22 protein-coding genes and 1 pseudogene are annotated in these 21,499 nt (G+C 54.3%); 10 read left to right on the top strand and 13 right to left on the bottom strand.

All coding sequences use genetic code 11. From position 1 onward, the window contains the following. The first annotated feature begins 160 nt into the window (after positions 1 to 160). Positions 161 to 1,135, top strand: coding sequence for a LysR family transcriptional regulator (locus tag SR908_RS16385; RefSeq protein WP_246923525.1), 975 nt, complete (start codon positions 161 to 163; stop codon positions 1,133 to 1,135). A 68-nt stretch (positions 1,136 to 1,203) separates the two neighbouring features. Here the strand turns inward: SR908_RS16385 and SR908_RS16390 are convergent, their stop codons facing one another. Further along, on the bottom strand, positions 1,204 to 1,335 hold the full coding sequence (locus SR908_RS16390; RefSeq protein ID WP_281505057.1) for a hypothetical protein: 132 nt from the start codon (positions 1,333 to 1,335) through the stop codon (positions 1,204 to 1,206). Between SR908_RS16390 and SR908_RS16395 the strand changes: the two genes are divergently transcribed. The 3 genes from SR908_RS16395 (at position 1,334) to SR908_RS16405 (ending at position 4,269) form a co-directional block, all read left to right on the top strand. Further along, positions 1,334 to 1,789, top strand: coding sequence for a hypothetical protein (locus SR908_RS16395; RefSeq protein ID WP_246923527.1), 456 nt, complete (start codon positions 1,334 to 1,336; stop codon positions 1,787 to 1,789). The genes SR908_RS16390 and SR908_RS16395 overlap by 2 nt on opposite strands. Before the next feature lie 75 nt (positions 1,790 to 1,864). Further along, positions 1,865 to 2,866, top strand: a complete 1,002-nt coding sequence (locus tag SR908_RS16400; protein WP_246923530.1) for an NAD-dependent epimerase — start codon at positions 1,865 to 1,867, stop codon at positions 2,864 to 2,866. Positions 2,867 to 2,928: 62 nt separating this feature from the next. Next, positions 2,929 to 4,269, top strand: coding sequence for a UDP-glucose dehydrogenase family protein (locus tag SR908_RS16405; protein WP_246923533.1), 1,341 nt, complete (start codon positions 2,929 to 2,931; stop codon positions 4,267 to 4,269). Between the two features lie 51 nt (positions 4,270 to 4,320). Here SR908_RS16405 and SR908_RS16410 read toward each other — a convergent pair whose 3' ends face one another. Next, positions 4,321 to 5,268 carry a YeiH family protein gene (locus SR908_RS16410; RefSeq protein WP_246923535.1) on the bottom strand — a complete coding sequence of 316 codons (948 nt, stop codon included), beginning with the start codon at positions 5,266 to 5,268 and terminating at the stop codon, positions 4,321 to 4,323. Between the two features lie 149 nt (positions 5,269 to 5,417). Between SR908_RS16410 and SR908_RS16415 the strand changes: the two genes are divergently transcribed. Continuing rightward, positions 5,418 to 6,317, top strand: coding sequence for a LysR substrate-binding domain-containing protein (locus SR908_RS16415; RefSeq protein ID WP_040243512.1), 900 nt, complete (start codon positions 5,418 to 5,420; stop codon positions 6,315 to 6,317). 9 nt (positions 6,318 to 6,326) lie between these two features. Here the strand turns inward: SR908_RS16415 and SR908_RS16420 are convergent, their stop codons facing one another. Together SR908_RS16420 and SR908_RS16425 are read right to left on the bottom strand one after the other, a co-directional pair. Continuing rightward, positions 6,327 to 7,403: a glycosyltransferase gene (locus tag SR908_RS16420; protein WP_246923538.1), complete on the bottom strand. Its 1,077-nt coding sequence runs from the start codon at positions 7,401 to 7,403 to the stop codon at positions 6,327 to 6,329. 28 nt (positions 7,404 to 7,431) lie between these two features. Next, positions 7,432 to 8,136: a protein kinase family protein gene (locus SR908_RS16425; protein WP_246923541.1), complete on the bottom strand. Its 705-nt coding sequence runs from the start codon at positions 8,134 to 8,136 to the stop codon at positions 7,432 to 7,434. A gap of 148 nt (positions 8,137 to 8,284) precedes the next feature. Here SR908_RS16425 and SR908_RS16430 point away from each other — a divergent pair, with 148 nt between their 5' ends. Further along, a complete protein-coding gene (locus SR908_RS16430; RefSeq protein ID WP_246923543.1) occupies positions 8,285 to 9,697 on the top strand; it encodes a mannose-1-phosphate guanylyltransferase/mannose-6-phosphate isomerase in 1,413 nt (470 codons plus the stop codon). 110 nt (positions 9,698 to 9,807) lie between these two features. Continuing rightward, positions 9,808 to 10,179, top strand: coding sequence for a diacylglycerol kinase (locus SR908_RS16435; RefSeq protein ID WP_178999936.1), 372 nt, complete (start codon positions 9,808 to 9,810; stop codon positions 10,177 to 10,179). 10 nt (positions 10,180 to 10,189) lie between these two features. Here the strand turns inward: SR908_RS16435 and SR908_RS16785 are convergent, their stop codons facing one another. Next, positions 10,190 to 10,708, bottom strand: coding sequence for a phosphatase PAP2 family protein (locus SR908_RS16785; RefSeq protein ID WP_378075902.1), 519 nt, complete (start codon positions 10,706 to 10,708; stop codon positions 10,190 to 10,192). Between SR908_RS16785 and SR908_RS16440 the strand changes: the two genes are divergently transcribed. Then, positions 10,650 to 11,030: a hypothetical protein gene (locus SR908_RS16440; protein WP_246923546.1), complete on the top strand. Its 381-nt coding sequence runs from the start codon at positions 10,650 to 10,652 to the stop codon at positions 11,028 to 11,030. The genes SR908_RS16785 and SR908_RS16440 overlap by 59 nt on opposite strands. Before the next feature lie 35 nt (positions 11,031 to 11,065). Here the strand turns inward: SR908_RS16440 and SR908_RS16445 are convergent, their stop codons facing one another. Genes SR908_RS16445 through SR908_RS16455 form a run of 3 tightly spaced genes read right to left on the bottom strand, consistent with a single transcriptional unit; the run spans position 11,066 to position 13,818 of the window. Beyond that, positions 11,066 to 12,775, bottom strand: coding sequence for an ArnT family glycosyltransferase (locus SR908_RS16445; protein WP_246923549.1), 1,710 nt, complete (start codon positions 12,773 to 12,775; stop codon positions 11,066 to 11,068). Between the two features lie 4 nt (positions 12,776 to 12,779). Further along, positions 12,780 to 13,067: a lipid-A-disaccharide synthase N-terminal domain-containing protein gene (locus tag SR908_RS16450; protein ID WP_246923552.1), complete on the bottom strand. Its 288-nt coding sequence runs from the start codon at positions 13,065 to 13,067 to the stop codon at positions 12,780 to 12,782. Beyond that, positions 13,060 to 13,818: a glycosyltransferase family 2 protein gene (locus SR908_RS16455; RefSeq protein ID WP_178999940.1), complete on the bottom strand. Its 759-nt coding sequence runs from the start codon at positions 13,816 to 13,818 to the stop codon at positions 13,060 to 13,062. Before SR908_RS16455 ends, SR908_RS16450 begins: the two co-directional genes overlap by 8 nt. 159 nt (positions 13,819 to 13,977) lie before the next feature. On the opposite strand from SR908_RS16455, the gene SR908_RS16460 reads away from it, so the two are divergent. Both SR908_RS16460 and SR908_RS16465 read left to right on the top strand, forming a co-directional pair. Further along, positions 13,978 to 14,718 carry a phosphatase PAP2 family protein gene (locus SR908_RS16460; protein ID WP_246923564.1) on the top strand — a complete coding sequence of 247 codons (741 nt, stop codon included), beginning with the start codon at positions 13,978 to 13,980 and terminating at the stop codon, positions 14,716 to 14,718. Between the two features lie 13 nt (positions 14,719 to 14,731). Next, the gene (locus SR908_RS16465) at positions 14,732 to 16,384 is read left to right on the top strand and encodes a phosphoethanolamine transferase (RefSeq protein ID WP_075368758.1); all 1,653 of its coding nucleotides are present in this window, start codon (positions 14,732 to 14,734) and stop codon (positions 16,382 to 16,384) included. Positions 16,385 to 16,695: 311 nt separating this feature from the next. Here the strand turns inward: SR908_RS16465 and SR908_RS16470 are convergent, their stop codons facing one another. The 5 genes and pseudogenes from SR908_RS16470 to SR908_RS16490 form a co-directional block, all read right to left on the bottom strand. Next, a complete protein-coding gene (locus tag SR908_RS16470) occupies positions 16,696 to 17,244 on the bottom strand; it encodes a cytochrome b/b6 domain-containing protein (RefSeq protein ID WP_179000153.1) in 549 nt (182 codons plus the stop codon). Positions 17,245 to 17,462: 218 nt separating this feature from the next. Then, positions 17,463 to 17,834 (bottom strand): annotated as a pseudogene (locus SR908_RS16475) (YkvA family protein); the annotation flags it as partial. A gap of 18 nt (positions 17,835 to 17,852) precedes the next feature. Continuing rightward, complete coding sequence (locus SR908_RS16480) at positions 17,853 to 19,226, bottom strand: MFS transporter (protein WP_246923567.1); 1,374 nt, start codon at positions 19,224 to 19,226, stop codon at positions 17,853 to 17,855. Between the two features lie 154 nt (positions 19,227 to 19,380). After that, the gene (locus tag SR908_RS16485) at positions 19,381 to 20,784 is read right to left on the bottom strand and encodes an ATP-binding protein (protein ID WP_246923570.1); all 1,404 of its coding nucleotides are present in this window, start codon (positions 20,782 to 20,784) and stop codon (positions 19,381 to 19,383) included. Next, a complete protein-coding gene (locus SR908_RS16490; protein ID WP_246923572.1) occupies positions 20,781 to 21,443 on the bottom strand; it encodes a response regulator in 663 nt (220 codons plus the stop codon). Before SR908_RS16490 ends, SR908_RS16485 begins: the two co-directional genes overlap by 4 nt. Positions 21,444 to 21,499: the final 56 nt, after the last annotated feature.

A 21,499-nucleotide genomic window follows, 5' to 3' on the forward strand; every position in this document is an offset into this window, starting at 1 on the left:
CGCTCTCCCTATGTGCCTTGGCGACCAAGGCGGTGATTGTTGTTCACAGTGGTGCAACGCGTGATGTTGTCTTATCGATCAGGCTATGGCCGCATTGAAATCACAATCCAATCGAAGTTTATGGCATTGTGATTCGTTCTGGTTATCAGGAAGGGCGATCATGACGGCGGGCAAGCTTTCACATGCACATCTGTGTGCCTGGTTGCGTTTCAAGCATCTGATGTTGCTGACCACTTTGGCCGAGAGCCGCAACATGCATGCCACGGCGCGGGTCATGCATCTGAGTCAGCCGGCGGCGAGCAAGATGTTGCGCGACCTGGAGGCGTATTTCGGTTTCGCGCTTTTCGAGCGTTTGCCACGGGCCATGCAGCCCACCGAGCTGGGCGAGCAGGTCATCCGCCATGCGTGGATCCTGCTCAACGACATGGAACGCCTGGTAGATGACATCAATGACCTGCGTGAAGGGGGCTATGGCCAGCTTCTGATCGGTGCCATCGCCGCTGCCGCTCCGGAAATCCTGCCGGCGGCGATTGCTCGGCTCAAGCAGGACCGGCCACGTCTATCAGTGAGCCTGCAGGAGCAAACGAGCGATCGCCTGCTGCTCGAGCTCGAGCACAAACGCCTGGATGTCGTCATCGGGCGTTTGACGCATGTCAGTCAGCACAATGTATTCGACTTCGAGCCACTACTGGATGAGCCTCTGCGGGTCGTGGTGCGCCGCGATCACCCTTTGACGCGCCTTGACCACGCCCCGGGATTGGATGAACTGAGCCAATGGCCATGGATACTGCATCCGCTGTCGAGTCCCATGCGTGGGGTGTTCGAGTCGGCCTTGGCGGAAGAGGGCATCGCCACGCCCGCCAATGTGGTCGAAACCACTTCGATTCAGGCAACTCTGCAATTGCTGCAGTCCTCGGACATGCTGGCGGTGTTGCCGCGCTCGGTCATGCGGCGACCGCTGGCGGGTGGGCAATACGTGGTGCTCGAGCGTGTGATCGGCAAGCCGCTGGACTACTACGGCATCATCACGCGTCGTCAGGAGCCACACTCCGCCGCCGCCGACGAGCTGATCACTCATCTGCGGCAGTTGGCCAGCGAGGCGCTGTTGCCGACGGGCGTCACGCACGACACCTAAGCCTAATGCCCGGGAACGCGACGATCTGAAATCCTTGAGCGGTGATGTCACCGGCCAGATCGTCGAGGTCAACGGCGGGCAATTGATGCCTTGACCCGATGCGCTGATACGTTGGCATTGGCTCCGTGTCGTGCCTGAACCGCGAGGCCATCGCTGGTATCCTTGTCGTTACTCTTCTTCGAAAGATAACGGGATTCCATGGCCTCGCTTTCCTTGTTCCTTTCCATACTGATTTCTGCGGTGGCGCTGACAGCCGCCTTTACCATGCTGGTCTATCGCTGGATGGGGCGACGTACGTCGTCTGCCGGAAAGCAACGCGGCAAGAACGCGCCCAAGGGTGGCAATGCCGCCTCACGCAAACGTTCTTCTCAAGCCAGCGCCAAGACGCAGAAGCAGAAACAGTCATCCTCTCGTCTTCGATTGTCGTTCCCGCGCTTGCCGACATGGCTGCGTGCCAGCCTGCCGTTAGGCATGATGCTGACGCTGATCGCGGCCGTGGGGCAACTGGCGTTGCAAGGCATGCACAATGCGCATCAGGCGGCTGCGGATGATCCGCGCTTGCCGTCGCTGGCAAACGTGCTCGATGGTATTTCGTTGCTCGCCCTGGTGCTTTTGTTCGTGGGTATCGTCGCTTGGCTTGCGCCTCGTCAATGAAGCGCGATGCATGGATCGGCGCGTCTCAAGCGCCATGCTATAGTGCGCGCCATCACAGGAGAGACCGGTAACCCCATGAATATTCTGATTACGGGCATGGCCGGGTTCATCGGTCATGCCGTGGCCAAGCGCCTGGCGACCGATGGCCACACTATCGTCGGCATCGACAATCTCAACGATTACTACGAGGTGGCGCTCAAGCAGGCGCGCCTCGACGATCTGGCCGCGTACCCCAATGTTCGCTTCGAGCGCATGGACCTCGCCGACCAGGCGGCCATGCAAGCGCTCTTTGCTGGTGAGCGCTTCGAGCGGGTCATTCATCTCGCCGCGCAGGCCGGGGTGCGCTACTCGCTCGATAACCCGCATGTCTACGCGCAGTCCAATCTCGTCGGCCACCTCAACGTATTGGAAGGCTGCCGCCAACAGCAGGTGCCGCATCTCGTCTATGCCTCGTCGAGCTCGGTATACGGACAGAATGCGCATGTGCCGTTCTCGACCGCCGATGCCGTGGATCATCCCATCAGCCTCTATGCCGCGACCAAGAAGTCCAATGAGCTGATGACGCATAGCTACGCCCACTTGTACGGCATTCCTTCCACGGGGCTTCGCTTCTTCACCGTCTATGGCCCGTGGGGACGCCCGGACATGGCGATGTTCAAGTTCACTCGGGCGATTCTTGCTGGCGAGCCGCTGCCGATCTTCAACCATGGCGATCTATCGCGGGATTTCACCTATATCGACGATATCGTCGAGGGCGTGGTACGCATTCAGGATGTGATCCCCCAAGGCGATCCCCAGCGGCAGGCGACGGCGCCGGATCAAAGTACCGCGCCGTTTGCACTCTACAATATTGGTCACGGCAGCCCCGTGGCATTGATGGATTTCGTGCGCGCCCTGGAGCGCGTGACCGGGCGCACCGCGCAATGCAACTATCAGCCCATGCAACCCGGTGACGTGCCGCGTACCTGGGCGGACACCGAGGCGCTTTTCGACGCGGTCGGTTACCGCCCGGCGGTCGGCGTCGAGGAAGGCGTGGCACGCTTCGTCGAGTGGTATCGCGCGTTCTATCAAGTTTGATACCCACGCGGGTTTGACGCCTACGCTTTTTTGATGAAATGACATGTAAAGGAAGACACACGATGAAGATCAGTATCTTCGGCACGGGGTACGTGGGCTTGGTCACCGGGACCTGCCTGGCGGATGTGGGGCACGAGGTCATGTGCATGGACGTCGATGCCGACAAGATCGCGCGGCTCGAGCGCGGCGAGATCCCCATCTACGAGCCGGGGCTCGACGCCATGGTGCGTCAAAACGTGAGCGAAGGGCGCCTGCGTTTCACCACCGACGCCGCCACCGCCGTGGATTTTGCTCCCTTGCAGTTCATCGCCGTGGGCACGCCGCCGGATGAGGATGGCAGTGCCGATCTGCAATATGTGCTGGCCGTGGCGCGCAGCATCGGCCAACACATGCGCGACGATAAGGTCGTCGTCGACAAGTCGACCGTGCCAGTGGGGACGGCGGACAAGGTGCGCGGTGCCGTACAGGGCGAGCTCGACGCCCGGGGCGCTGCGCTTACCGTCGATGTCTGCTCCAATCCCGAATTCCTCAAGGAAGGCGCCGCCATTGAGGACTTCACCCATGGTGCGCGGATCATCGTCGGCACCGATGCCGAACGCGTGCGCGATATCATGCGCGAGTGCTACGGTCCTTATAACCGTCACCATGAAAAGTTGATGTTCATGGATATTCGCAGTGCCGAGCTGACCAAGTACGCCGCCAATGCCATGCTCGCCACCAAGATCAGCTTCATGAACGAGATTGCCAATCTCGCCGAGCGCCTGGGCGCCGATATCGAGCAGATTCGTCGTGGTATTGGTTCTGATCCGCGCATCGGCTATCACTTCATCTACCCGGGGTGCGGCTACGGCGGTTCGTGCTTCCCCAAGGACGTACAGGCGCTGGCGCGCACCGCCGGCGAGATCGGGTATCGTGCCGAACTGCTCGAGGCCGTCGAAGGCGTCAACCAGCGCCAGAAAGCCACGCTCTTCACCAAGCTTTCCCAGGCCTTCGATGGTGATCTCACGGGCAAGACGGTCGCCGTGTGGGGATTGGCTTTCAAGCCCAATACCGACGACATGCGTGAAGCGCCGAGTCGTGCGCTGATGGAAGCGCTCTGGGAGTGCGGCGCCCGGGTGCAGGCCTTCGATCCGGAAGCCATGGACGAATGCCGGCGGATTTACGGCCAGCGCGACGATCTGGTGCTGGTCGAGAATCGCGAGCAAGCCATCGAGGGGGCCGACGCCCTGGTGATCTGCACTGAATGGAAGACCTTCCGCAGCGTGGATTTCGCTTGGCTCAAGGAGACCCTGCGCATGCCGGTGGTGGTCGACGGGCGTAATCTATTCGACCCGCAGGCGGTCAAGCGCGCGGGGTTGCTGTACTTCGCCGTGGGCCGGGGGGATTCCTTGCATACGGAATGAAGCTCGCTCATGACCAAACGGCGCCCTCGGGCGCCGTTTTACGTTGCGAATTCAGCGCATGAGCCAAGGTGTTATCAATCCGCCGCCGATCAGCAAGAGCACGAACAGCATTAATGCCAGCAGGAAGGGTTTGATTCCCAGAGCGCGGAGTTTCTCTAATCGTGTTTCATATCCCAGTGCGGCCATGGCCATCGCTAGGGTGATTTGCCCGCTCGTCACGAGACCCTGATGCAAGAGAGCGGGCAGAGCCACGATGCTATTGAGGACTACCATGGCGAGAAAGCCGAAGGCGAACCAAGGAATGACGAGCGAACCTCGGGTTGCCGGGAATTCACCGTCGCGAACCTGACGGCGATGCCACCACTGCCCGATCACTAGCAGAAAGGGTACTAGCAGCATGACGCGTACCAGCTTGACGATCACTGCGTTGGTTAGCGCTTCGGGCCCGATTGCATCGCCGACGGCTACCACCTGGGCGACTTCGTGTACGGTGGCGCCAATATAGATGCCAAATAGGCCCTCGTGCATCTGCGTAAGAGGGTAGATCAGCGGATAGACTAGAATCGATAGCGAACCGAACAGCACGACGGTAGCCACCGCCATTGATGTAGCGGCGGGACGAGCACGAATCATGCTTTCGGTAGCCAGGATTGCGGCGGCTCCGCAAATCGCGCTACCGGCGCTTGTCAGTAAGGCGGTGTCGCGGTCGAGCTTTAGTATTTGCGTGCCGATCAGATAGCCAGTCACCAGGACGACGCTTACCACAAGGACATCAAGAGCGATGATGGCTGGCCCTAGCCCCACGATCTGCTGCAAGGTCAGCGAAAGGCCGAACAACACGATGCCGCTGCGCAACAGCCAGCGGGTCGCGAACTGGAGTCCTGGTGCCACGCCAGACAAGCGTCGTGCCAGGGGTAAATTGCCCACCATCAGTCCTAGCAATAAGGTAAACACTAGCGGACTGACGCCGCTCGAGGCGATGCCTGGCAATCTAGCCATGGCGAACCCGCCTAGCGTCAATGCGATGCATAAACTGAGCCCCTGCCACATGATGTTTCCTCTCGAATGCCGATGAAGAGGACAGGGTAGGCGTGCATCGTGTAACCTCATATCGAGTAATAACGATAAGCCATTTAAGTAAATCCGATATGACATCCAAGGTAACGTTCCGCCAACTCGATGTATTTGTGAATGTGGCGCGCGCTGGTTCTGTGAGTGCCGCCGCTCAGCGCGTGCATCTTTCACAGTCGGCGAGCAGTCAGGCATTGAGCGATCTTGAGTACCAGCTTGACGTAGCGCTGTTCGAGCGTCTCGGGCGTCGTCTGGCGCTCAACGATGCCGGCCGGCGGTTATTACCACAGGCTGAGCAGTTGTTAGAGGGGTTAACGGTACTGGTGGAAACGGCGCGTGAGCCGCAAGGGGCATTACGCGGGCGTTTGCAAGTGTCGGCTAGTGCCACCGTGGGTACTTATCTGTTGCCGCGGCTGGCGGGTCGCTTTAGCGAGGTTCATCCGGAGACGGACCTCCAACTACGGCTGCGTAATACGCAAGGCGTGATCGACGACTTATTGCAATACGACGCCGATCTCGGCCTGGTGGAAGGGCAGTGTACTGAACCGCGTCTGTCCAGTGAGTTCTGGTGTCGCGACGAGATGGTGATTGTCTGTGCTCCGACACAGCGTTTCGCTGCTCAGTCGCGGTTGTCGCCTGAGGATCTGCAGGCCGCCGAATGGGTCCTGAGAGAGGGCGGTTCGGGGTCTCGCGCGATCTTCGAAGCGGCGATTCGGCCTCATGTAGCACGCTTGCGGGTGCGCATGGAACTCGACCAACACGAGGCCATCAAGCAGGCCGTGCGGGCTGGCCTCGGTCTTGGTTGTTTATCGAGGCTCAGCGTGGCGGGCGAACTCGAGCGCGGCGAACTCGTCGCGCTGGAGACTCCACTACATTTGGTCCGTGACTTCTCGCTATTGTGGCATCCTGAGCGTTATCGCAGCCCGTTATGGCAGGCGTTCAAGGTGTTTCTTCAGGACGCGAGCTCAATTGTGTAAGGCGTATCGTTACTTCGCCAAGGCTTCGAACTGCGGCAGCACGGTCTCCTTGAGGAAGGGGCGGTAATGCGCCTCGGTCACGCGGACCGGGTTGGCATCCATACGAGCGATGGCGTCGGCCAGCGCCGTTTCGTCTTCAAGCGGGACCAAGAAATCGGCGAGTTCGCCGGAGAGGATTTCACGCGGACCGGAGGGACAGTCGACGCTGACCACCGGTGTGTCGAGCAGCAGCGATTCGATGAGCGCGCGTGGTAGCCCTTCGGCGTCCGAGGTCAGAATCAAGGCCTTGGCGTTGCGAATGAACGGATAGGGGTTGGTCTGGTAGCCGGGCAGGATGACGCGCTCGGTGAGTCCCATATCCTCGATCATCGCGCGGAGCTTAGCTTCTTCGTCGCCCTTGCCCTTGCCCAGCAGGACCAGCGGGGTCGTCACGCCGCTGGCCTTGTAGGCGCGCAGCAAGCGGTCATGGCGCTTGCGGGCTTCAAACGTGCCGACATTGATCAGGTATTCGCCGTCCGGCACTGGCGCCGATTCCTCGGCCATGCGCAGGAAGGGCTCTCGCTCATAGGGGTTGTAGATAGCGCGAATCTCGGCCGGTTGCAGTCCGATGACGTTGAGCAAGTTATCCTTGACGCCCTGTGAGACAGCGACGACGTTGCGTCCGCTATAGAAGCGATGCACCTTGGCGAATGCCTTGGCGCGCTGGTCGGAATCGCTGAATTTCGCCGAGATATCGCTCTTGATCCAGAACCACAGGTTGGGGAATGTCAGATGTCGAGTGATCTTGTCGCAAGAACATGACAGCACGACATCCGGACCGAAAGCGCTCAATGCGTGTGCGATACGCGCGGCCTGCCATTTTTCCACCAGCGGCGTCGACAACATCTTGCTGAAACGGTTGATGACCCCGAGATTCTCGATCTCCAATCCTTCCGGCAGACGATGTTCGATCTTGTTGCGCAGGATGAAGACCTTGACGACATGGCCGCGCTGGCGAAGACCGTCGGCCGTATAAAGCAGCGATTTTTCTGCGCCGCCGCCGTATAGATCGGCAATGACGAAGGCAAAGCGTTTGGGCGTTGGCATGAATGTCTTCCCTGGTGGGGGCTAATCCCTATAGTGCGAGTTGGCGAATCAGGTACGCTTCGGCGAAGGCCCGGTAACGCTCGCCTTGCAATTTCGTGGGGCTGAGCATGGCTACAATGGTCTGGCGGCGTTGGCTCGCATCTTGTGGCAGGCGTTTGACGTGGGTGTCGATCCAGACGATCTCGCCAGTGTCATCGAGCAGCAAGTTGCCATAATGAAAGTCGCGATGATAGTAGCCGTGACGAATCAGGGCCACGGCGTCGTCACAGACGCGTTGCAGGAACGCCAAGCGTGCTTCTTCTTCCTGGCGGCGAAAGTAATCCGCACCGGACTCGCCTCGGCCGAGGTGTTCCATGGCCAACAGTGACCCCAGCGGGTTGAAGGGGTTTAAGGCCACGCCGACTCCACGGCATTCGATGGCGCGTAGCCCGGCCCGGCGGATGCAGGCATTGGCTCGCCATTCCTTGAGGGCATCGAAACCGCCCAGCAGGCGTTTTTCCAGGATGTCGCGAATCCACCACTTGATAGGGTGGCGCCGTACCGTGTACTTGTCGGCCACCAGTTTGAATAGCGTATTCGACGCCGCATCGAGAAAGAAGCGACTGCTGCCCACCGCTTCCATTTGTCGTGTCGTGCCGGGTTGCGACAACGTGAGGCGGGAAGTGAACGCAAAGCGTGTGCGCATGTAATACCAGCGCGCAACGCCATTGAGCGAGACACGATACAACGGCATGAGTGGCGATCTGCCTCGTTCGGGAAACAAGGCGCTAATCCTCGGGAAGCGGGGGAAGGTTGTCAAGGCAATGTCATGACAGGACTGGCGCCTGTCGTGGCGGCTGGTTACCGTACGATCAGAGATATCCCCGGATGAGGAAGATGCCATGCTGACGCCCGTGATTCTCGCTGGCGGTAATGGAACGCGCCTGTGGCCACTGTCGCGACGCGATACGCCCAAGCAATTCCTGGCCCTGCTTGGCGAGCGGAGCCTGCTGCAGGCGACGCTTTTGCGCTTGGAAGGGCTCGAGGTGGCGCGTCCCATCGTCGTCTGCGCGGATGCGCATCGTTTTCTGGTCGCCGAGCAGTTGCGTGAAATCGACTGTGAGGCGGATATCGTGCTCGAACCCGAGGGACGCGACACCGCGCCGGCTATCGCCATGGCGGCGCTTTGCCAGCAGGCGCGTGAAGACAGTGCGAACCGAAGCGCGCCTCTGTTGGTATTGCCTTCCGATCATCATCTCGACGAGGTGGCGGCGTTCCACGCAGCATTGAAGACGGCGCTGCCGGCGGCGGGGCGAGGTGACTTGGTGACGTTTGGCATCGTGCCGACGCGAGCGGAAACCGGTTATGGCTATCTGGAAGTCGCCGATGTCACGGCGGGTTTGCAGCCGCTTATACGCTTCGTGGAAAAACCGGATGCCGCCCGCGCACGTGAATTTGCCGATGACGGCCATCATCTCTGGAACAGCGGCATGTTCTTGTTACGCGGTGATCGTTACCTCGAAGAGCTGAGACATTGGCGCCCGGCCATGCATGCCTCGGTGGAGAAGGCATGGGCCGGGCGCAGCACAGATCTCGATTTTCTACGCCCCGAGGCGGGCGCATTCGCCGAATGCGAGGCCGAATCCATCGACTACGCCGTCATGGAAAATACCCGGACCGGTGTCGTCATCCCCCTGGCGGCGGGATGGTCGGATGTCGGGTCCTACCAGGCACTGTGGGACGTCGCGTCGAAAGACGATGACGGCAATCTGCTGCGCGGCGACGTCATCGCGGAAGATACGCGAGACGCCTGGGTACAATCGCAGTCGCGCCTGGTCGCGACGCTCGGGATCTCGGATCTGGTCGTCGTCGAAACCGCTGACGCCGTGCTGGTGGCGGATCGTCACCGCGTTCAGGAAGTCAAAACCCTGGTCGCGCGTCTGCAATCGCTCGGGCGTCAGGAGGGTATCGCTCATCGACGTGCCTATCGCCCCTGGGGTAGCTACGAATGCGTCGAACAGGGTGCACGCTTTCAGGTCAAGCATATTCGCGTACATCCTGGCGCCCGGCTGTCGCTGCAACGCCATCATCATCGCGCCGAGCACTGGATCGTAGTCTCGGGCACGGCGCGTGTTACTCGGGGGGACGAGGTCTTCCTGGTGGGTGAAAACCAGTCCGCATACATTCCTCTGGGCATCGCCCATCGTCTGGAAAACCCCGGTCGCATCGAGTTGGAACTCATCGAAGTGCAAAGCGGTGCCTATCTCGGTGAGGACGATATCGTGCGCCTCGATGACGATTATCGGCGCGACTGATAGAGAACGTTTTGTATCAGGAGCCATGATCAAGCGGAGAGACTTAATCAGCCCTTAAGGTATCGAGTCTATCCTACTAGCTTCTTTGTAAATTTGGACGTGTTGACAAAATGGCTGATCTAGATAAATGGAATGGAACAGGTCTCGTACGTTTAAATAAAGCTCTTTTTTGTTCTCTAAAAGGCTTGAGTGCTGCCTGGGTGCATGAGTCGGCATTTCGTCAAGAATTAGTGGTCCTTGCATTGTTGATGCCAATTCCTACCTTTGGGGATTACTTGCCTATAGAAAAAGCGATGATGGGGGCATCTCTCATCTTGCTATTGGTAGTGGAGCTTATAAATTCAGCTATTGAAGCTGTTGTGGATCGCGTGGGAACGCAATGGCATACATTAAGCGGCCGAGCCAAGGATCTTGGGTCAGCATCGGTTTTTATGACATTTTTGCTTGTTGTTTGGGTCTGGTTTAATATTTTAATGAAGTGATTTCAGTCATCTAGTGGTCGTTTGAAGTGTACCTTGTTACGTCACTTTGAAAGACTTTAAAGGAGTGAAGCGGCCATACTGTTAAAATGCTTGCAATAAGTATTGCGAAGTAAATGGAAGAGCTTTTATTGGTTTGGTGCTGAGAAAATTGGTGCAAAAATAGATAGAAAAAAAGGCAAGCCCATCCTGTCCCTAAAAACACCCCGCCGACAATATCAGTTAACCAGTGCGCATTCAGATAAACTCTAGAAAAGCATATAAGGAACAGTAATGAAAAGATGGTGAGGCCAGTCAATATTCTGTGTTTAACATTAAAGTGATGAGTAAATAGGAGGAGGATGCACAAGTAGAGCGTTATGTTTAATGTGGTGTGACCACTCGGAAAAGAAAAAGTCTCCCAGTTTTCATACAGCCCCACCATTGGGCGACTTTCATGTATTAAAAACTTCAGTAGAGGAACCGTTAAAGATATGCTGGTCATGGTTAAGGCTAAAAGTATAGCGGGTGCTTTTTCTTTCCTTACGAGCATGGATATTACTATTGCTGAGGATATTATGCCCACTACGATGCCATCACCAAGTTCAGTTATGCTTAGCATGAAGTTGAATAGAAAAGAACTCTGGTGCTGTGCAAAGAGGTTGTGTATGGTTCCATTTATTCCAGTAAACCAATTAGTAGTTTTAACTATCAATGATAGTATCAAGAAGAGTGAAAAGCATGTTGCTGAAAGTATCAAGAAAGATCTTGGTGATCTTGATGAATTGCCAGATACAGCGATTGTCTTTTTCATTTTAAAGCTCAGGTTGGAGGTGTTAAGGGGTTTTGTTTCTATAATGTTAAGAGAGGCTTAAAGCCTCTCTTTGACGGGATTTTAGGGTGGTGATGACTATTTTGTCGTGGGAGCTTCGTATAGCGGCGCAGATTTTTTATTTCCTGGGCACTGAGAAAAAGCGCTTCCGGGAAGAAGCCACCAATGATCACTGTTTTGAATACCCAGATCATGCTTTTCGGATTGATCGATACAAGCTTCCCCTTTTGCCTGATCTGCTCGTGTTAATATCCAACGCTCATCGGGAGACTGTTTAACCCATGCGTAAGCACGTTGTAATTGTTTTTCTAATGGGGTTTTAAAGCCGAATTGCACGACGGGTTGTTGTGCTTGTAGCACAAATTCTTCATCGAAATCCGGGAGCGCCAATGAAGCGTTTTTTCCTGTTATGCGCTGAACATTTTGCATCATATCGTGAGGCGACCTGGCCGTATTCATTAGTACATAGCCCCATGTAGACCATGAAACCCAGAAGGCCAGCATCCATATTACAAATATCAACATTCCACGGTGCGGTTTTAACCAGAGGATGAGGGGGATAGACAGCGCACCAATCGTCATCCACCAATTCCAAGGCACTACTCCATAGTGCTGCGATAATTCGTTTAGGCTACTGACTCCATAACCACCTAAGACTCCTGCAGTTAGTAAAGTGCCTGAAATGGCAATGATAGTAAATGTTGCCAGATAATTGAGACCCTTTTGTTGCAATAGGCCGGGTATGGACGGCGCGACCGCCCATATTAACAATGGGATTGTAGGCAATATATAAACGCCTCGTTTGCCTGGCGACAACGAAAAAAACAGAAGGATCAGCAATATTGCGCTTAAAGGCATCCAAATCTTAGCATCGCGTCTTCTCAATCGACGCTGCCAGTGTTTAATAAGCCATGGGAAGGCCAGTATTAGAGGTAGCCATGCCCAAGGAATGACACTGGCTAGATAGTAATACCAAGGGTTCAAGTGATGCCATGAATTGGCATATCTTTCGCCCGTCTGTTTGAAAAGGATATTATCCCGATAAGCTGTGAGACTTGAATCGTCTCCAAATGTGGCGATCAAGACCATGGGCACGACCCACAAGCTAACCGTCAAGATAAGTAATGAAAAACCCTTTATATACTGTTTCCATGTAGGGTGATGCACTACTCCTTGTTTATAGAATAATATCCAGCCGGGTATTAACGCCAAGGGCAGAAAGCCTACCCCCTTGGTCAATATACCGATGCCCATTGCGATCCAACTGACATACCACCAGATATTCTTGGCGTCAATTAATGAATAGCGTAGAAACCCGTAAGCCCCTAACGTAGTAAAAAAAGTGAGAGACATATCTATTTGTGCCGTCCGAGCTTGAAGAGCAAATTGGAACGTGCTCAACAGGGCAACGCCGGCTAATAGTGCGATGCGTATACCGTAGAGTCTTTTCGTTAAATCTGCTACTAAAAAGAGAGTTCCGAAAGCAGCAAGTAGAGACGGGAGCATGAATCCCCAACGTACCGAGCCAGTTAGAGCAATACCTATTGCCATTGCCCACATGAAAACAGGGGGTTTGTCGGGATAAATTTCGCCGGCGCGATGAGGAAACCAAAACTGACCCGTCTTAAGCATTTCGAGTGCGTTGAGTGCAAAGCGTGGTTCATCTGCTGGCCATGGATCACGTAACCCCAGTCCAATCGCTAAAATCACAAAACCGCCCAGAAAAAAAAGGCACCAAAAAAATCGGGTATGGCGAGCCACCGTTATTGGCAAGAGCGAAAAACGCATAAAGCTATTCACTTTTCGTTGATTTCATGTGTGTTTCATTACGGATTAAAATCATGTTACGCATGTAGATAAAAAGCCCTGCTCCTTGGCCAACGATAAACACGGGGTCTTGTCGATAAATTGCATAAGCAAAAAGCGTAGCGCCTCCGCCTAGACTTAATATCCAAAACGCGTTGGGCACAATACTGCGTCGCGCCTTCTCACTTGCAATCCACTGGACCAAGAAACGGGCCGAAAAAAAGCCTTGTCCAAGAAATCCAATAATCATCCAGATTAAGTCGTTTTTAAACATATTTGCCGGAGTCGTTGTCAGTAGGGTATGAATCCACCAGCGGCATTAAATTTGCCGGTAGTCGTGATCGGCGGCGCAACCACATGACACCTAGAATATCTATAATTCCTACCCAAAGTCTGTCATGTAAACCATAGTGTGAGTGTCCGTTTTGACGTTCTCGGTGGTTTACATTCATAGAAATACAGGTCCCTCCCTGCGCTTGAATAAGCGCAGGTATAAAGCGGTGCATATGGTTAAAGTATGGCAGTTTAAGAAACGCATTTTTGTTTATTAATTTAAGGCCACACCCGGTGTCGGGTGTTGAATCATTCAGTAGTTTGCTCCTGATACGGTTGGCGATTTTTGAAGAAAACCTCTTATGCCAAATATCACGTCTTTTATTGCGGTGCCCAGCAATTACCGTGACTGTGTTAGTGCTCGCATATTGATAAAGGATAGGTATGTCTGCCGGGTCGTTTTGTCCATCGGCATCGATAGTCGCCAACCAATCCCCTTCCGCTAGCCTTGCCGCTTGCCAGATAGACGTGCTTTGTCCGGAGCTTTTGTGGTGGCGGTATGCGCGTAGCCGTGGATTTTTCCTGGCTTCATTTGCAAGCCAATTTTGGGTGTCATCTATAGAGCCATCATCGATAACGATGATTTCGTGTTCAATTGAAACAAGTGCCTGATCAATTTCATCAAGCAACGTTGGTAAGTTTTCAACTTCATCTTTTGCAGGAATGATGACTGATAGTGTTTTTGGTCGCATGATTGCATATATAAAGTAGTGGCTTTGTCTTGATTATAAATATTTTTTCTTAAGGTATTCTTAAGCCTTTTGATGAATTTATTTGTTGCGCGTAAGCATGACTTAAGAAGTGGGGTGACATCATGAAGTATCCTTGTTATATATAAAGTTGATGTGCACATGCTCCCCAGAACTTTTTTAAAATACAGTGAATCACCTTGGGTGCCCTTGTTGAAGATGTGGGTTTTATTCACCCTGTTAATTATTGCAATAGCTTATTTTAAATTAGATTTTAGGACGGCTGATGCCGTTTACACGATGGAGGGAGGTGATTGGACGTTATCGGATTTCTGGCTGACTAAGTATGTTCTGCATGATATAGGGAAACGCTTTAGTATATCTATAGGTGTAGTGGTCTTGGTGGCAATTGTTGCAACCTTCTTTGTAGGGGCAATGAAAAGTCTGCGTCGTCCTTTGGTGTATCTCTTTGTATCAGTTGCACTTTCCGCATTAATAGTTTCTTCTATAAAGAACAGCATTAATGTGGCATGTCCTTGGGATTTAGTACGCTACGGAGGGAATATTCCTTACGTTGGTTTTTTCCAAGAGTGGCCTTCTAAGTTTCCAGATATTGCATGCTTTCCTGCCGGGCATGCTAGTGCGGGTTATGCCTGGATTGCCTTGTACTTCTTTTTCGACTACCTCTTTGTCTCTTCTAAGTGGAGACGTTTAGGTGCAGGGGGTGCTATGTCTATGGGCCTTCTTTTTGGTATTGATCAGCAAGTTCGTGGGGCTCATTTTTTGTCGCATGATTTGTGGACATTGATGATTAGTTTTAGTGTTTCCCGAATATTGGCGTATCTGTTTTTTGGTTTAATTAAAAATCGAAAAGTCGCTGTTGGTGATCTTGTTAATTCTTGAGGTGAGGTCGTTTATGTATAATTTATTTTCAAGGCTGAGCTTCCTGCGTCCGGTTTTGACGACGGACTTCCTGACCTTTTTGGTGAGCCTTGGTGTTACATTGTTTTATAATACGCCTTTTTGGGGTGAGGTTTTTGATTATATCTCTCCAGCAGGAATAATGGACTGGTTGCTTTTGCTCGAGTATGGGGTTGTTCTTACTTTTTTGCAGTTTTTTGTATTTGTCTTTTTAGTGAATCGTTGGCTGGCGAAACCTTTTCTTGTCGCCATAATATGTTTGGCAGCGGCCGTTAACTTTTATACAAGCCGTTATGGCGTATACTTCAATACCGATATGGTGAACAACGTTCTGCAGACGGATACCAAGGAAGCTGGTGAGCTGTTTACTTGGGGGTTCCTTGGATACATGATTGTTTATGCCGCTATTCCTTCACTGTTTGTTATCTGGGTGCGTATAAAAAGAGAGAGCCTTTTGAGGTCTGTTTTGAGACGCGCAGTGGTGGTGCTAGCAAGCACCCTGGTATTGAGCGGCTTCATTTTACTGACATTTCAAAGCGTGTCGGCTTTGATGAGGACGCATCATGAGCTGCGTTTCTTGGTCACTCCGGGTAACGCGATAGTCTCTGCTGTTCAAGCTTTAGCTCCTGCACAAGCTCCTCTGCCTGATAAGAAAATTCCGCTTGAGAGCGATGCGAAACTGGCAGACGCGGCATCGAATGGCAATAGCAAGCCTAAGCTGCTCGTCATTGTGGTCGGGGAGACGATGCGGGCTGCCAATTGGGGTCTCAATGGCTATGAGAGGCAGACAACACCGAAGTTGAATGATCGCAACGTGATCAATTTTCCTCATGTAACATCTTGTGGCACAAGCACGGCAGTTTCTTTACCTTGCATGTTCTCTCCGCTTGGTCACGATGACTATGACGAGCGCTATATTAAAAGTCATGAGTCACTTCTTGATGTGTTAAAGCATGCCGGTATCGATGTGGAATGGATTGATAACCAATCGGGATGCAAAGGAGTCTGCGAAGGCGTTAAAAATGAGACACTGTCCCAGCAGGGTTTTCCTGGTCTTTGTGCATCGGGCCGCTGCTATGATGAGGCTCTTGCCGAGCGTTTAAAAGATGAGTTGAAGAAAACTTCGGGTTCTAACGATGATAAAGTCATTGTGTTGCACCAGTTAGGTAATCATGGTCCTAGTTATTACCAGCGTTATCCTAAGGCTTTTAGCAGGTTTGCCCCGGTATGTGAAACTGCTGATTTAAATAAATGTCAAAAAAATGAGATTGTAAATGCATATGACAATGGCGTTCTTTACACCGATAGTGTCTTAGATAGTATGATTGCCGCCTTAAAATCTCAGTCTCAATATTCGGCTGCCATGTTGTATGTGGCCGATCATGGTGAGTCGTTAGGTGAAAATGGTGTTTATTTACATGGATTGCCTTACTCAATCGCACCGAAAGAACAAACGCATGTACCCATGACGTGGTGGTTGGATAAGGATTTTATTGGCTCCACGGGACTGAATGATGATTGTTTATATAAAAATGCAGACGGCAAATATAGTCATGGCAATTTGTTTTCAAGCATTCTGGGGTTGATGCAAGTAGCAACATCGGTCTATAAGCCCGATCAAGACATAACATCGGCGTGTCGTGCATGACTTTAAAATCTTACCTGCAGTGGCACCGAGCTGGGGAGTGTATGATGGTTTATAGGTTTCAGTATGACGTGTTAGCAAGGCCTTTTCGGATTATAAGAAACTTAGCCAAGGCCGTCCGTAGTATAGCTGGCGAGGCTCTCTTTAGATGTTTCTTTTTCGAGGCCTGTATTTTTACTTTATACATTTTTATTGGGACACTCGTTGTGCCTTTTGCACTGGCGCTTGGTTTTTATAAGATCGTCAGGTATGTTCTTGCGAAGGTCGGCGGAGGGGCGTGAATTGAAAGAGCCGCCTTGAGGCGGCTCTTTCAATTATTCTTGGCGTTTTTTTGTTTTTTTACCAGTAAGCATTGCCTTGGCAAGATTTTGTTTTGTTAACTTGCTTGAAATTGTTACACCAACAACATGTAGTATTGCTGCAATAAGAAGGGCGTTTCCTAATATTGGGTGTACAGTTTCTATCAGTGTGTTTTCTTGAAAGGTGTGCGTTGTTAGAAGCCAGCCCAATATTGCTTGCAGGCCAAGTCCTCCTAATAGTAAAAAGACCATGGCGCTGCCGGCGGGATTGTGGCCGTCATAATGTCGTTCATGCCCATGTCGCATGTTTCGTAAATGTTGAAATATTTCTTTTGGTGAGTAAGTGAAATTGATGAACCGTGCGTGTCGAGTCCCTATTATTCCCCATATGATTCGTAATACTATTGCTACGCCTACTGTATACCCTGCCCATTCATGTAGTGTCTGCCATTGGCCAGAGCTCACCCAGGCTGTCATGAATGCTATAGCCAATGTCCAGTGAAGTATCCTTACTATTGGGTCCCAGATCTTTAACTTTTGTGGATGTTCTTCTCTATGCGCCATCAGGTTTCTCCATTCTTGGTATGAAGCAAAAGCCAATAGGTTTGGTCTATTGATTAAGCAGAAGCTATTGGAGGTTATATGGTAAGAAAATATTCTGATGCCTTACTTAAAGAGCGCGGTGGTTCTATGTTAAGGTTGGATAGCGTGTTATCTCGGTTCGAGCCCCCCTCTTGAACAGGCAGTCATGGCGCTTAAGTGATGTGATGATGGCTATATATTCACATGAAAAGCCTGACCAAGAGCGCGGCACAAGCGACCCAGGTGGCAATGATGACACCAGCCGCCAGGCGACTGACTGGTCTAGCGATTGCTTTGTCGGCTGCTTTCCTGTGCTCTTCCATTACTCTGGAGGGGATGAGTCGGACGACTATCAGGATCCCGAGGGGCACGATCACCAGATCGTCCAGATAGCCAAGCACTGGGATGAAATCCGGGATCAAGTCGATGGGTGACACCGCGTACGCAGTGACAACCAGCGCTAGAATTTTAACGACGCACGGTGTGCGCGGGTCGTGCGCGGCAAGCCAGATCGCATGTACGTCCCGCTTGAGTGCGCGCGCCCATTGCTGGGCGCTCAGCAATAGCTTTGTTGTTATAAAGACCATCACTCATCTAGGCCATTGCGGGTGATGATGATCGATCACGAAGGCATGACGATGTCGAGCTCTTGGGTGATGATGAGAGTGGCGATGCGGTTCAGGTCCCTCCCAGCCCTCATGTTCATGCTGGTGGTGGTCGTCATGGTAATGCAGGTGGGAGTGCTCCACAGGAGCATGGCCATGCTCGAGCGCCACCGGGTCCCGTGATGGCCAGACACGGATCGCGAGTGTCGTAGACACCAGCGCGATCGCCCCTAGCAGGGCGAAGGTCTCGATCAGGCCCGCCTGCGACCCGAACCAGCCGGCCAGCGGATAGGAGACCAGCCAGCAGCCATGCGATAGCGAGAACTGCGCGGCGAACAACGCCGGACGGTCCTCGGGCTGGCACGATTGCTTGAGTAGGTGCCCAGTAGGCGTCATGACCAGCGAGGCGCCGGCACCCAGCAAGAACCACAGCCCTAGTAGCCCCACGAACCCGGGTGCCAGCAGGCCAAGAAAGAGGCTTAGTGTCATCAGAACGCCGCCCGCGAGCATGAGCGGACGTTCTCGCGTGCGCTCCAGCACTTTCGGCAGCAGCAGGGCCACCAGCATCGAGCCGCCTCCGACTGCCGCGAAAGCCATGGCCACTGCCTGCGCGCCCAGGCCCAGGGAAGAACGCACGTAGACCACAGTGTTGACGATCTGCATGGCCCCGGCCGCCGAGACCACCATGTTCAGGGCCAGCAGTCCGCGCAGTCGCGGCGTCTTCAGGTAGATCCGCATGCCGTGGGAGACCTTGCGCCACACGCTTGGTACCTCGTCCTCCGTTGCCTTGGGCGACGGCAACATCACCGAGACCACTAGGCCGGCCGAGACCAGGAAGGCCAGGCCATTGAGCAGGAACAATACATCGAAGCTCATCACCATCAATAGCGCCGCGGCGGCCATGGGACTGAGCAGGTTCTCGAGGTCATAGGCGAGCCGCGACAGCGACAGCGCGCGGGTGTACTGCCCCTCGTCCTGGAGCAGGTCCGGAATCGTTGCCTGGAAGACCGGGGTGAAGCCCGCCGAGGCGGCGTTGAGCAGGAAGATCAGCACATAGACCTGCCAGATTTCGGTGACGAAGGGCAGCGCGCAGACCACGGACGCCCGCAGCAGATCCAGGCTGACCAGCAGAGTGCGGCGCGGCAGACGCGAGGCGTAGGCCCCGACCACCGGTGCGATGCCCACATAGGCCAACATCTTGATCGCTAGTGCCGTGCCTAGCACGACTCCTGCCTGCCCGGACGCTAGGTCATGGGCCAGCAATGCCAGGGCGACCGTCGTTAGCCCGGTGCCGGCGAGGGCGGTGACCTGGGCCAGGAACAAATGGCGATAGCGACGGTGACTCAGCACTTCGAGCATGCGACTCTCCTTGCGGCGTGGCGGTCGGTTACAGGCGGCATGTGTAGTAAAAAGTCAGGGGGATGTGCTGTTGCTTGTCTTGGTAAGACCTTGTGGTGTTCAAATCAATGGAAGATGTAGTACATAAGCCTAGCCTTGACGAGCCTGATGCAACTTATTGTGCCTGCCAGGTGATCGTGGCCTCCAACCCATGTTCAGGACGATTGCGCAGTTGGAGTGTCGCCTGCTGACGCTGAGCCAGTTCGACGACGATGGAGAGTCCCAGCCCGCTGCCGGTGGTGCGTTGGTCTGAGGCGCGACGGAAACGCTCGGTCACCTTCTCGAGCAGGTCTTCGGGGATGCCGGGGCCGCTGTCACGGACGCGGATTTGTGCGCCCCCTTGCGTGGTCTCGCCGAGCTCGACCTCTACATGGCCGCCTTCCGGGGTGTAACGCAGGGCGTTGTCGAGCAGGTTGCGGAAAAGAATGCCGACTTCGGTTTCATCGGCATGAACGCGCAACTGTTTGAGACCTTCGAGCGTCAATTGCTGTTGGCGCTCATGAGCGAGGGGCCACAAGTCGGCCATGAGGTCGATGACGATGGGGTAGAGGTCGATCGGAGCGGTGCGACTATCCGGTGTGCGATCCAGCCGCGCCAGGACCAGCAGCTGTTCGACGACGCGTTGCAGGCGTTCGACGCCGGTATAAGCCTTTTGCAGCGATGCTGTCTCCCCAGCTTGGACATTGTCTAGGTGGATACGCAACGCGGCCAGCGGGGTGCGCAGTTCATGCGCGGCGTCGGCGGTGAAACGGCGTTCGCGTTCCAAGGTTTCGCCCAGCCGGTCGATGAAGTCGTTCAGCGACTGGTGTAATCCCTCCAACTCACGGGGCACGTCGAGCTCGATATGCCGAAGATCGCGGGCATGCCGTCCTTGCACCTGATCCGACAGGCGTCGAATCGGAGTCAGGCCACGGCGAATGATGCGGTTCATCAGCCACAGCATGAGCGGCAACAGAGCCACCATTGGGATGAGGTTGTTCCAGGTGATGCGCTCGACTATTTCGCGCTGAAAATTGCTGCGTTGGCCCATGCTGAGCCACAGGTCGTGGCGTTCGTCGAACATGCTGAAGACGCGCCAGCGATGGCCGGCATAGTCGACCCAGCGAAAGCCTTCTTCATCGGGGGCAGGGAAAGATCCATCTTGTGTCCATTTTCCCTGGAGTAGGCGTGGTGTTTTGTCGGACTTCCATAGGCCCAGCGCAAGTTTGCGTTCTTCCTCGTGATAAAGCTTGGTCGGCGTGGTGTCATCGCCATCGAGTGCGACGGGCTGGCCATCGTGATAGAGGCGCGCCGGGTAATCGGGGATACTGAGCTGGTTGGCCAGTCGTTTGAACGCGTCATCGCTGGCGTTTTCCGGTAGTTGGCCGGCGACAATGCGGCTGTGGAGGCTGAGTTGGGTGTCGAGCACTTCTTCCAGCTCGTGATCGGTGATCAAATACGAGGCAAGCACCGCCACGCCACCGGACACGACGAGTACTAGCGTCAGCGTGCGGAGCAGGTAATAGCGAATGGACGTCATACTGCGCGACGATCCAGGCGATAACCGATACCACGGACGGTCATGATGAGCGACTTGCCGAGTTTCTTGCGCAGATGGTGAACGTGGACCTCCACTGCGTTCGAGGCGACTTCCTCTCCCCAGCCGTAGAGCAGGCTTTCCAGCCGGGGGCGCGAGAGCACCTTGTCGGGGTGGCGTGCCAGTTCGAGCAATAGGGCGTATTCGCGGCGCCCCAGCGCGATGTCTTGTCCTTGCCAACTGACGCTGTGACTGGCTTCGTCGATGCTCAAGGCGCCGAGTGTCAGGGTGCGTGACGCGCGGCCCTCGGCGCGCCGCGTGATGACGCGCAGGCGTGCCAGCAACTCCTGTAGGTTGAAGGGCTTGAGTACGTAATCGTCGGCGCCGGCATCGAGTCCACGAATGCGTTCTTCGACGGCGTCGCGTGCGGTGAGGATGAGTATTGGCAGTCCGGAAGCTTGGCGTAGATGCTGGAGCACTGCCATGCCATCCATGTCGGGCAGCCCCAGGTCGAGGATCATGGCACTGAATGCCTCGTTTTGGGCAGCTTCGATAGCATGATGGCCTTCGGTGAACCAATCCACTGTATAGGCTTCGCGGGTAAGCGCGGTCTTGATGCCATCGCCCAGAAGCGGATCGTCTTCGACCAAGAGTATACGCATGGGGCCTCCTCGGTATTGGCGCCAGCGTAGCATGATGCGTAAAGCTTAAGTCTTTC

Source organism: Chromohalobacter canadensis (assembly GCF_034479555.1).
GTDB lineage: Bacteria > Pseudomonadota > Gammaproteobacteria > Pseudomonadales > Halomonadaceae > Chromohalobacter > Chromohalobacter canadensis.

Coding starts and splice junctions, on each gene's coding strand:
- SR908_RS16785 (WP_378075902.1), bottom strand. CDS start 10,708: ATGCTCGTAAGGAAAGAAAAAGCACCCGCTATACTTTTAGCCTTAACC.
- SR908_RS16385 (WP_246923525.1), top strand. CDS start 161: ATGACGGCGGGCAAGCTTTCACATGCACATCTGTGTGCCTGGTTGCGT.
- SR908_RS16450 (WP_246923552.1), bottom strand. CDS start 13,067: ATGTTTAAAAACGACTTAATCTGGATGATTATTGGATTTCTTGGACAA.
- SR908_RS16465 (WP_075368758.1), top strand. CDS start 14,732: ATGTATAATTTATTTTCAAGGCTGAGCTTCCTGCGTCCGGTTTTGACG.
- SR908_RS16435 (WP_178999936.1), top strand. CDS start 9,808: ATGGCTGATCTAGATAAATGGAATGGAACAGGTCTCGTACGTTTAAAT.
- SR908_RS16410 (WP_246923535.1), bottom strand. CDS start 5,268: ATGGCTAGATTGCCAGGCATCGCCTCGAGCGGCGTCAGTCCGCTAGTG.
- SR908_RS16460 (WP_246923564.1), top strand. CDS start 13,978: ATGCTCCCCAGAACTTTTTTAAAATACAGTGAATCACCTTGGGTGCCC.
- SR908_RS16395 (WP_246923527.1), top strand. CDS start 1,334: ATGGCCTCGCTTTCCTTGTTCCTTTCCATACTGATTTCTGCGGTGGCG.
- SR908_RS16430 (WP_246923543.1), top strand. CDS start 8,285: ATGCTGACGCCCGTGATTCTCGCTGGCGGTAATGGAACGCGCCTGTGG.
- SR908_RS16455 (WP_178999940.1), bottom strand. CDS start 13,818: ATGCGACCAAAAACACTATCAGTCATCATTCCTGCAAAAGATGAAGTT.
- SR908_RS16420 (WP_246923538.1), bottom strand. CDS start 7,403: ATGCCAACGCCCAAACGCTTTGCCTTCGTCATTGCCGATCTATACGGC.
- SR908_RS16415 (WP_040243512.1), top strand. CDS start 5,418: ATGACATCCAAGGTAACGTTCCGCCAACTCGATGTATTTGTGAATGTG.
- SR908_RS16445 (WP_246923549.1), bottom strand. CDS start 12,775: ATGCGTTTTTCGCTCTTGCCAATAACGGTGGCTCGCCATACCCGATTT.
- SR908_RS16400 (WP_246923530.1), top strand. CDS start 1,865: ATGAATATTCTGATTACGGGCATGGCCGGGTTCATCGGTCATGCCGTG.
- SR908_RS16470 (WP_179000153.1), bottom strand. CDS start 17,244: ATGGCGCATAGAGAAGAACATCCACAAAAGTTAAAGATCTGGGACCCA.
- SR908_RS16425 (WP_246923541.1), bottom strand. CDS start 8,136: ATGCCGTTGTATCGTGTCTCGCTCAATGGCGTTGCGCGCTGGTATTAC.
- SR908_RS16490 (WP_246923572.1), bottom strand. CDS start 21,443: ATGCGTATACTCTTGGTCGAAGACGATCCGCTTCTGGGCGATGGCATC.
- SR908_RS16390 (WP_281505057.1), bottom strand. CDS start 1,335: ATGGAATCCCGTTATCTTTCGAAGAAGAGTAACGACAAGGATACCAGC.
- SR908_RS16440 (WP_246923546.1), top strand. CDS start 10,650: ATGCTGGTCATGGTTAAGGCTAAAAGTATAGCGGGTGCTTTTTCTTTC.
- SR908_RS16405 (WP_246923533.1), top strand. CDS start 2,929: ATGAAGATCAGTATCTTCGGCACGGGGTACGTGGGCTTGGTCACCGGG.
- SR908_RS16480 (WP_246923567.1), bottom strand. CDS start 19,226: ATGCTCGAAGTGCTGAGTCACCGTCGCTATCGCCATTTGTTCCTGGCC.
- SR908_RS16485 (WP_246923570.1), bottom strand. CDS start 20,784: ATGACGTCCATTCGCTATTACCTGCTCCGCACGCTGACGCTAGTACTC.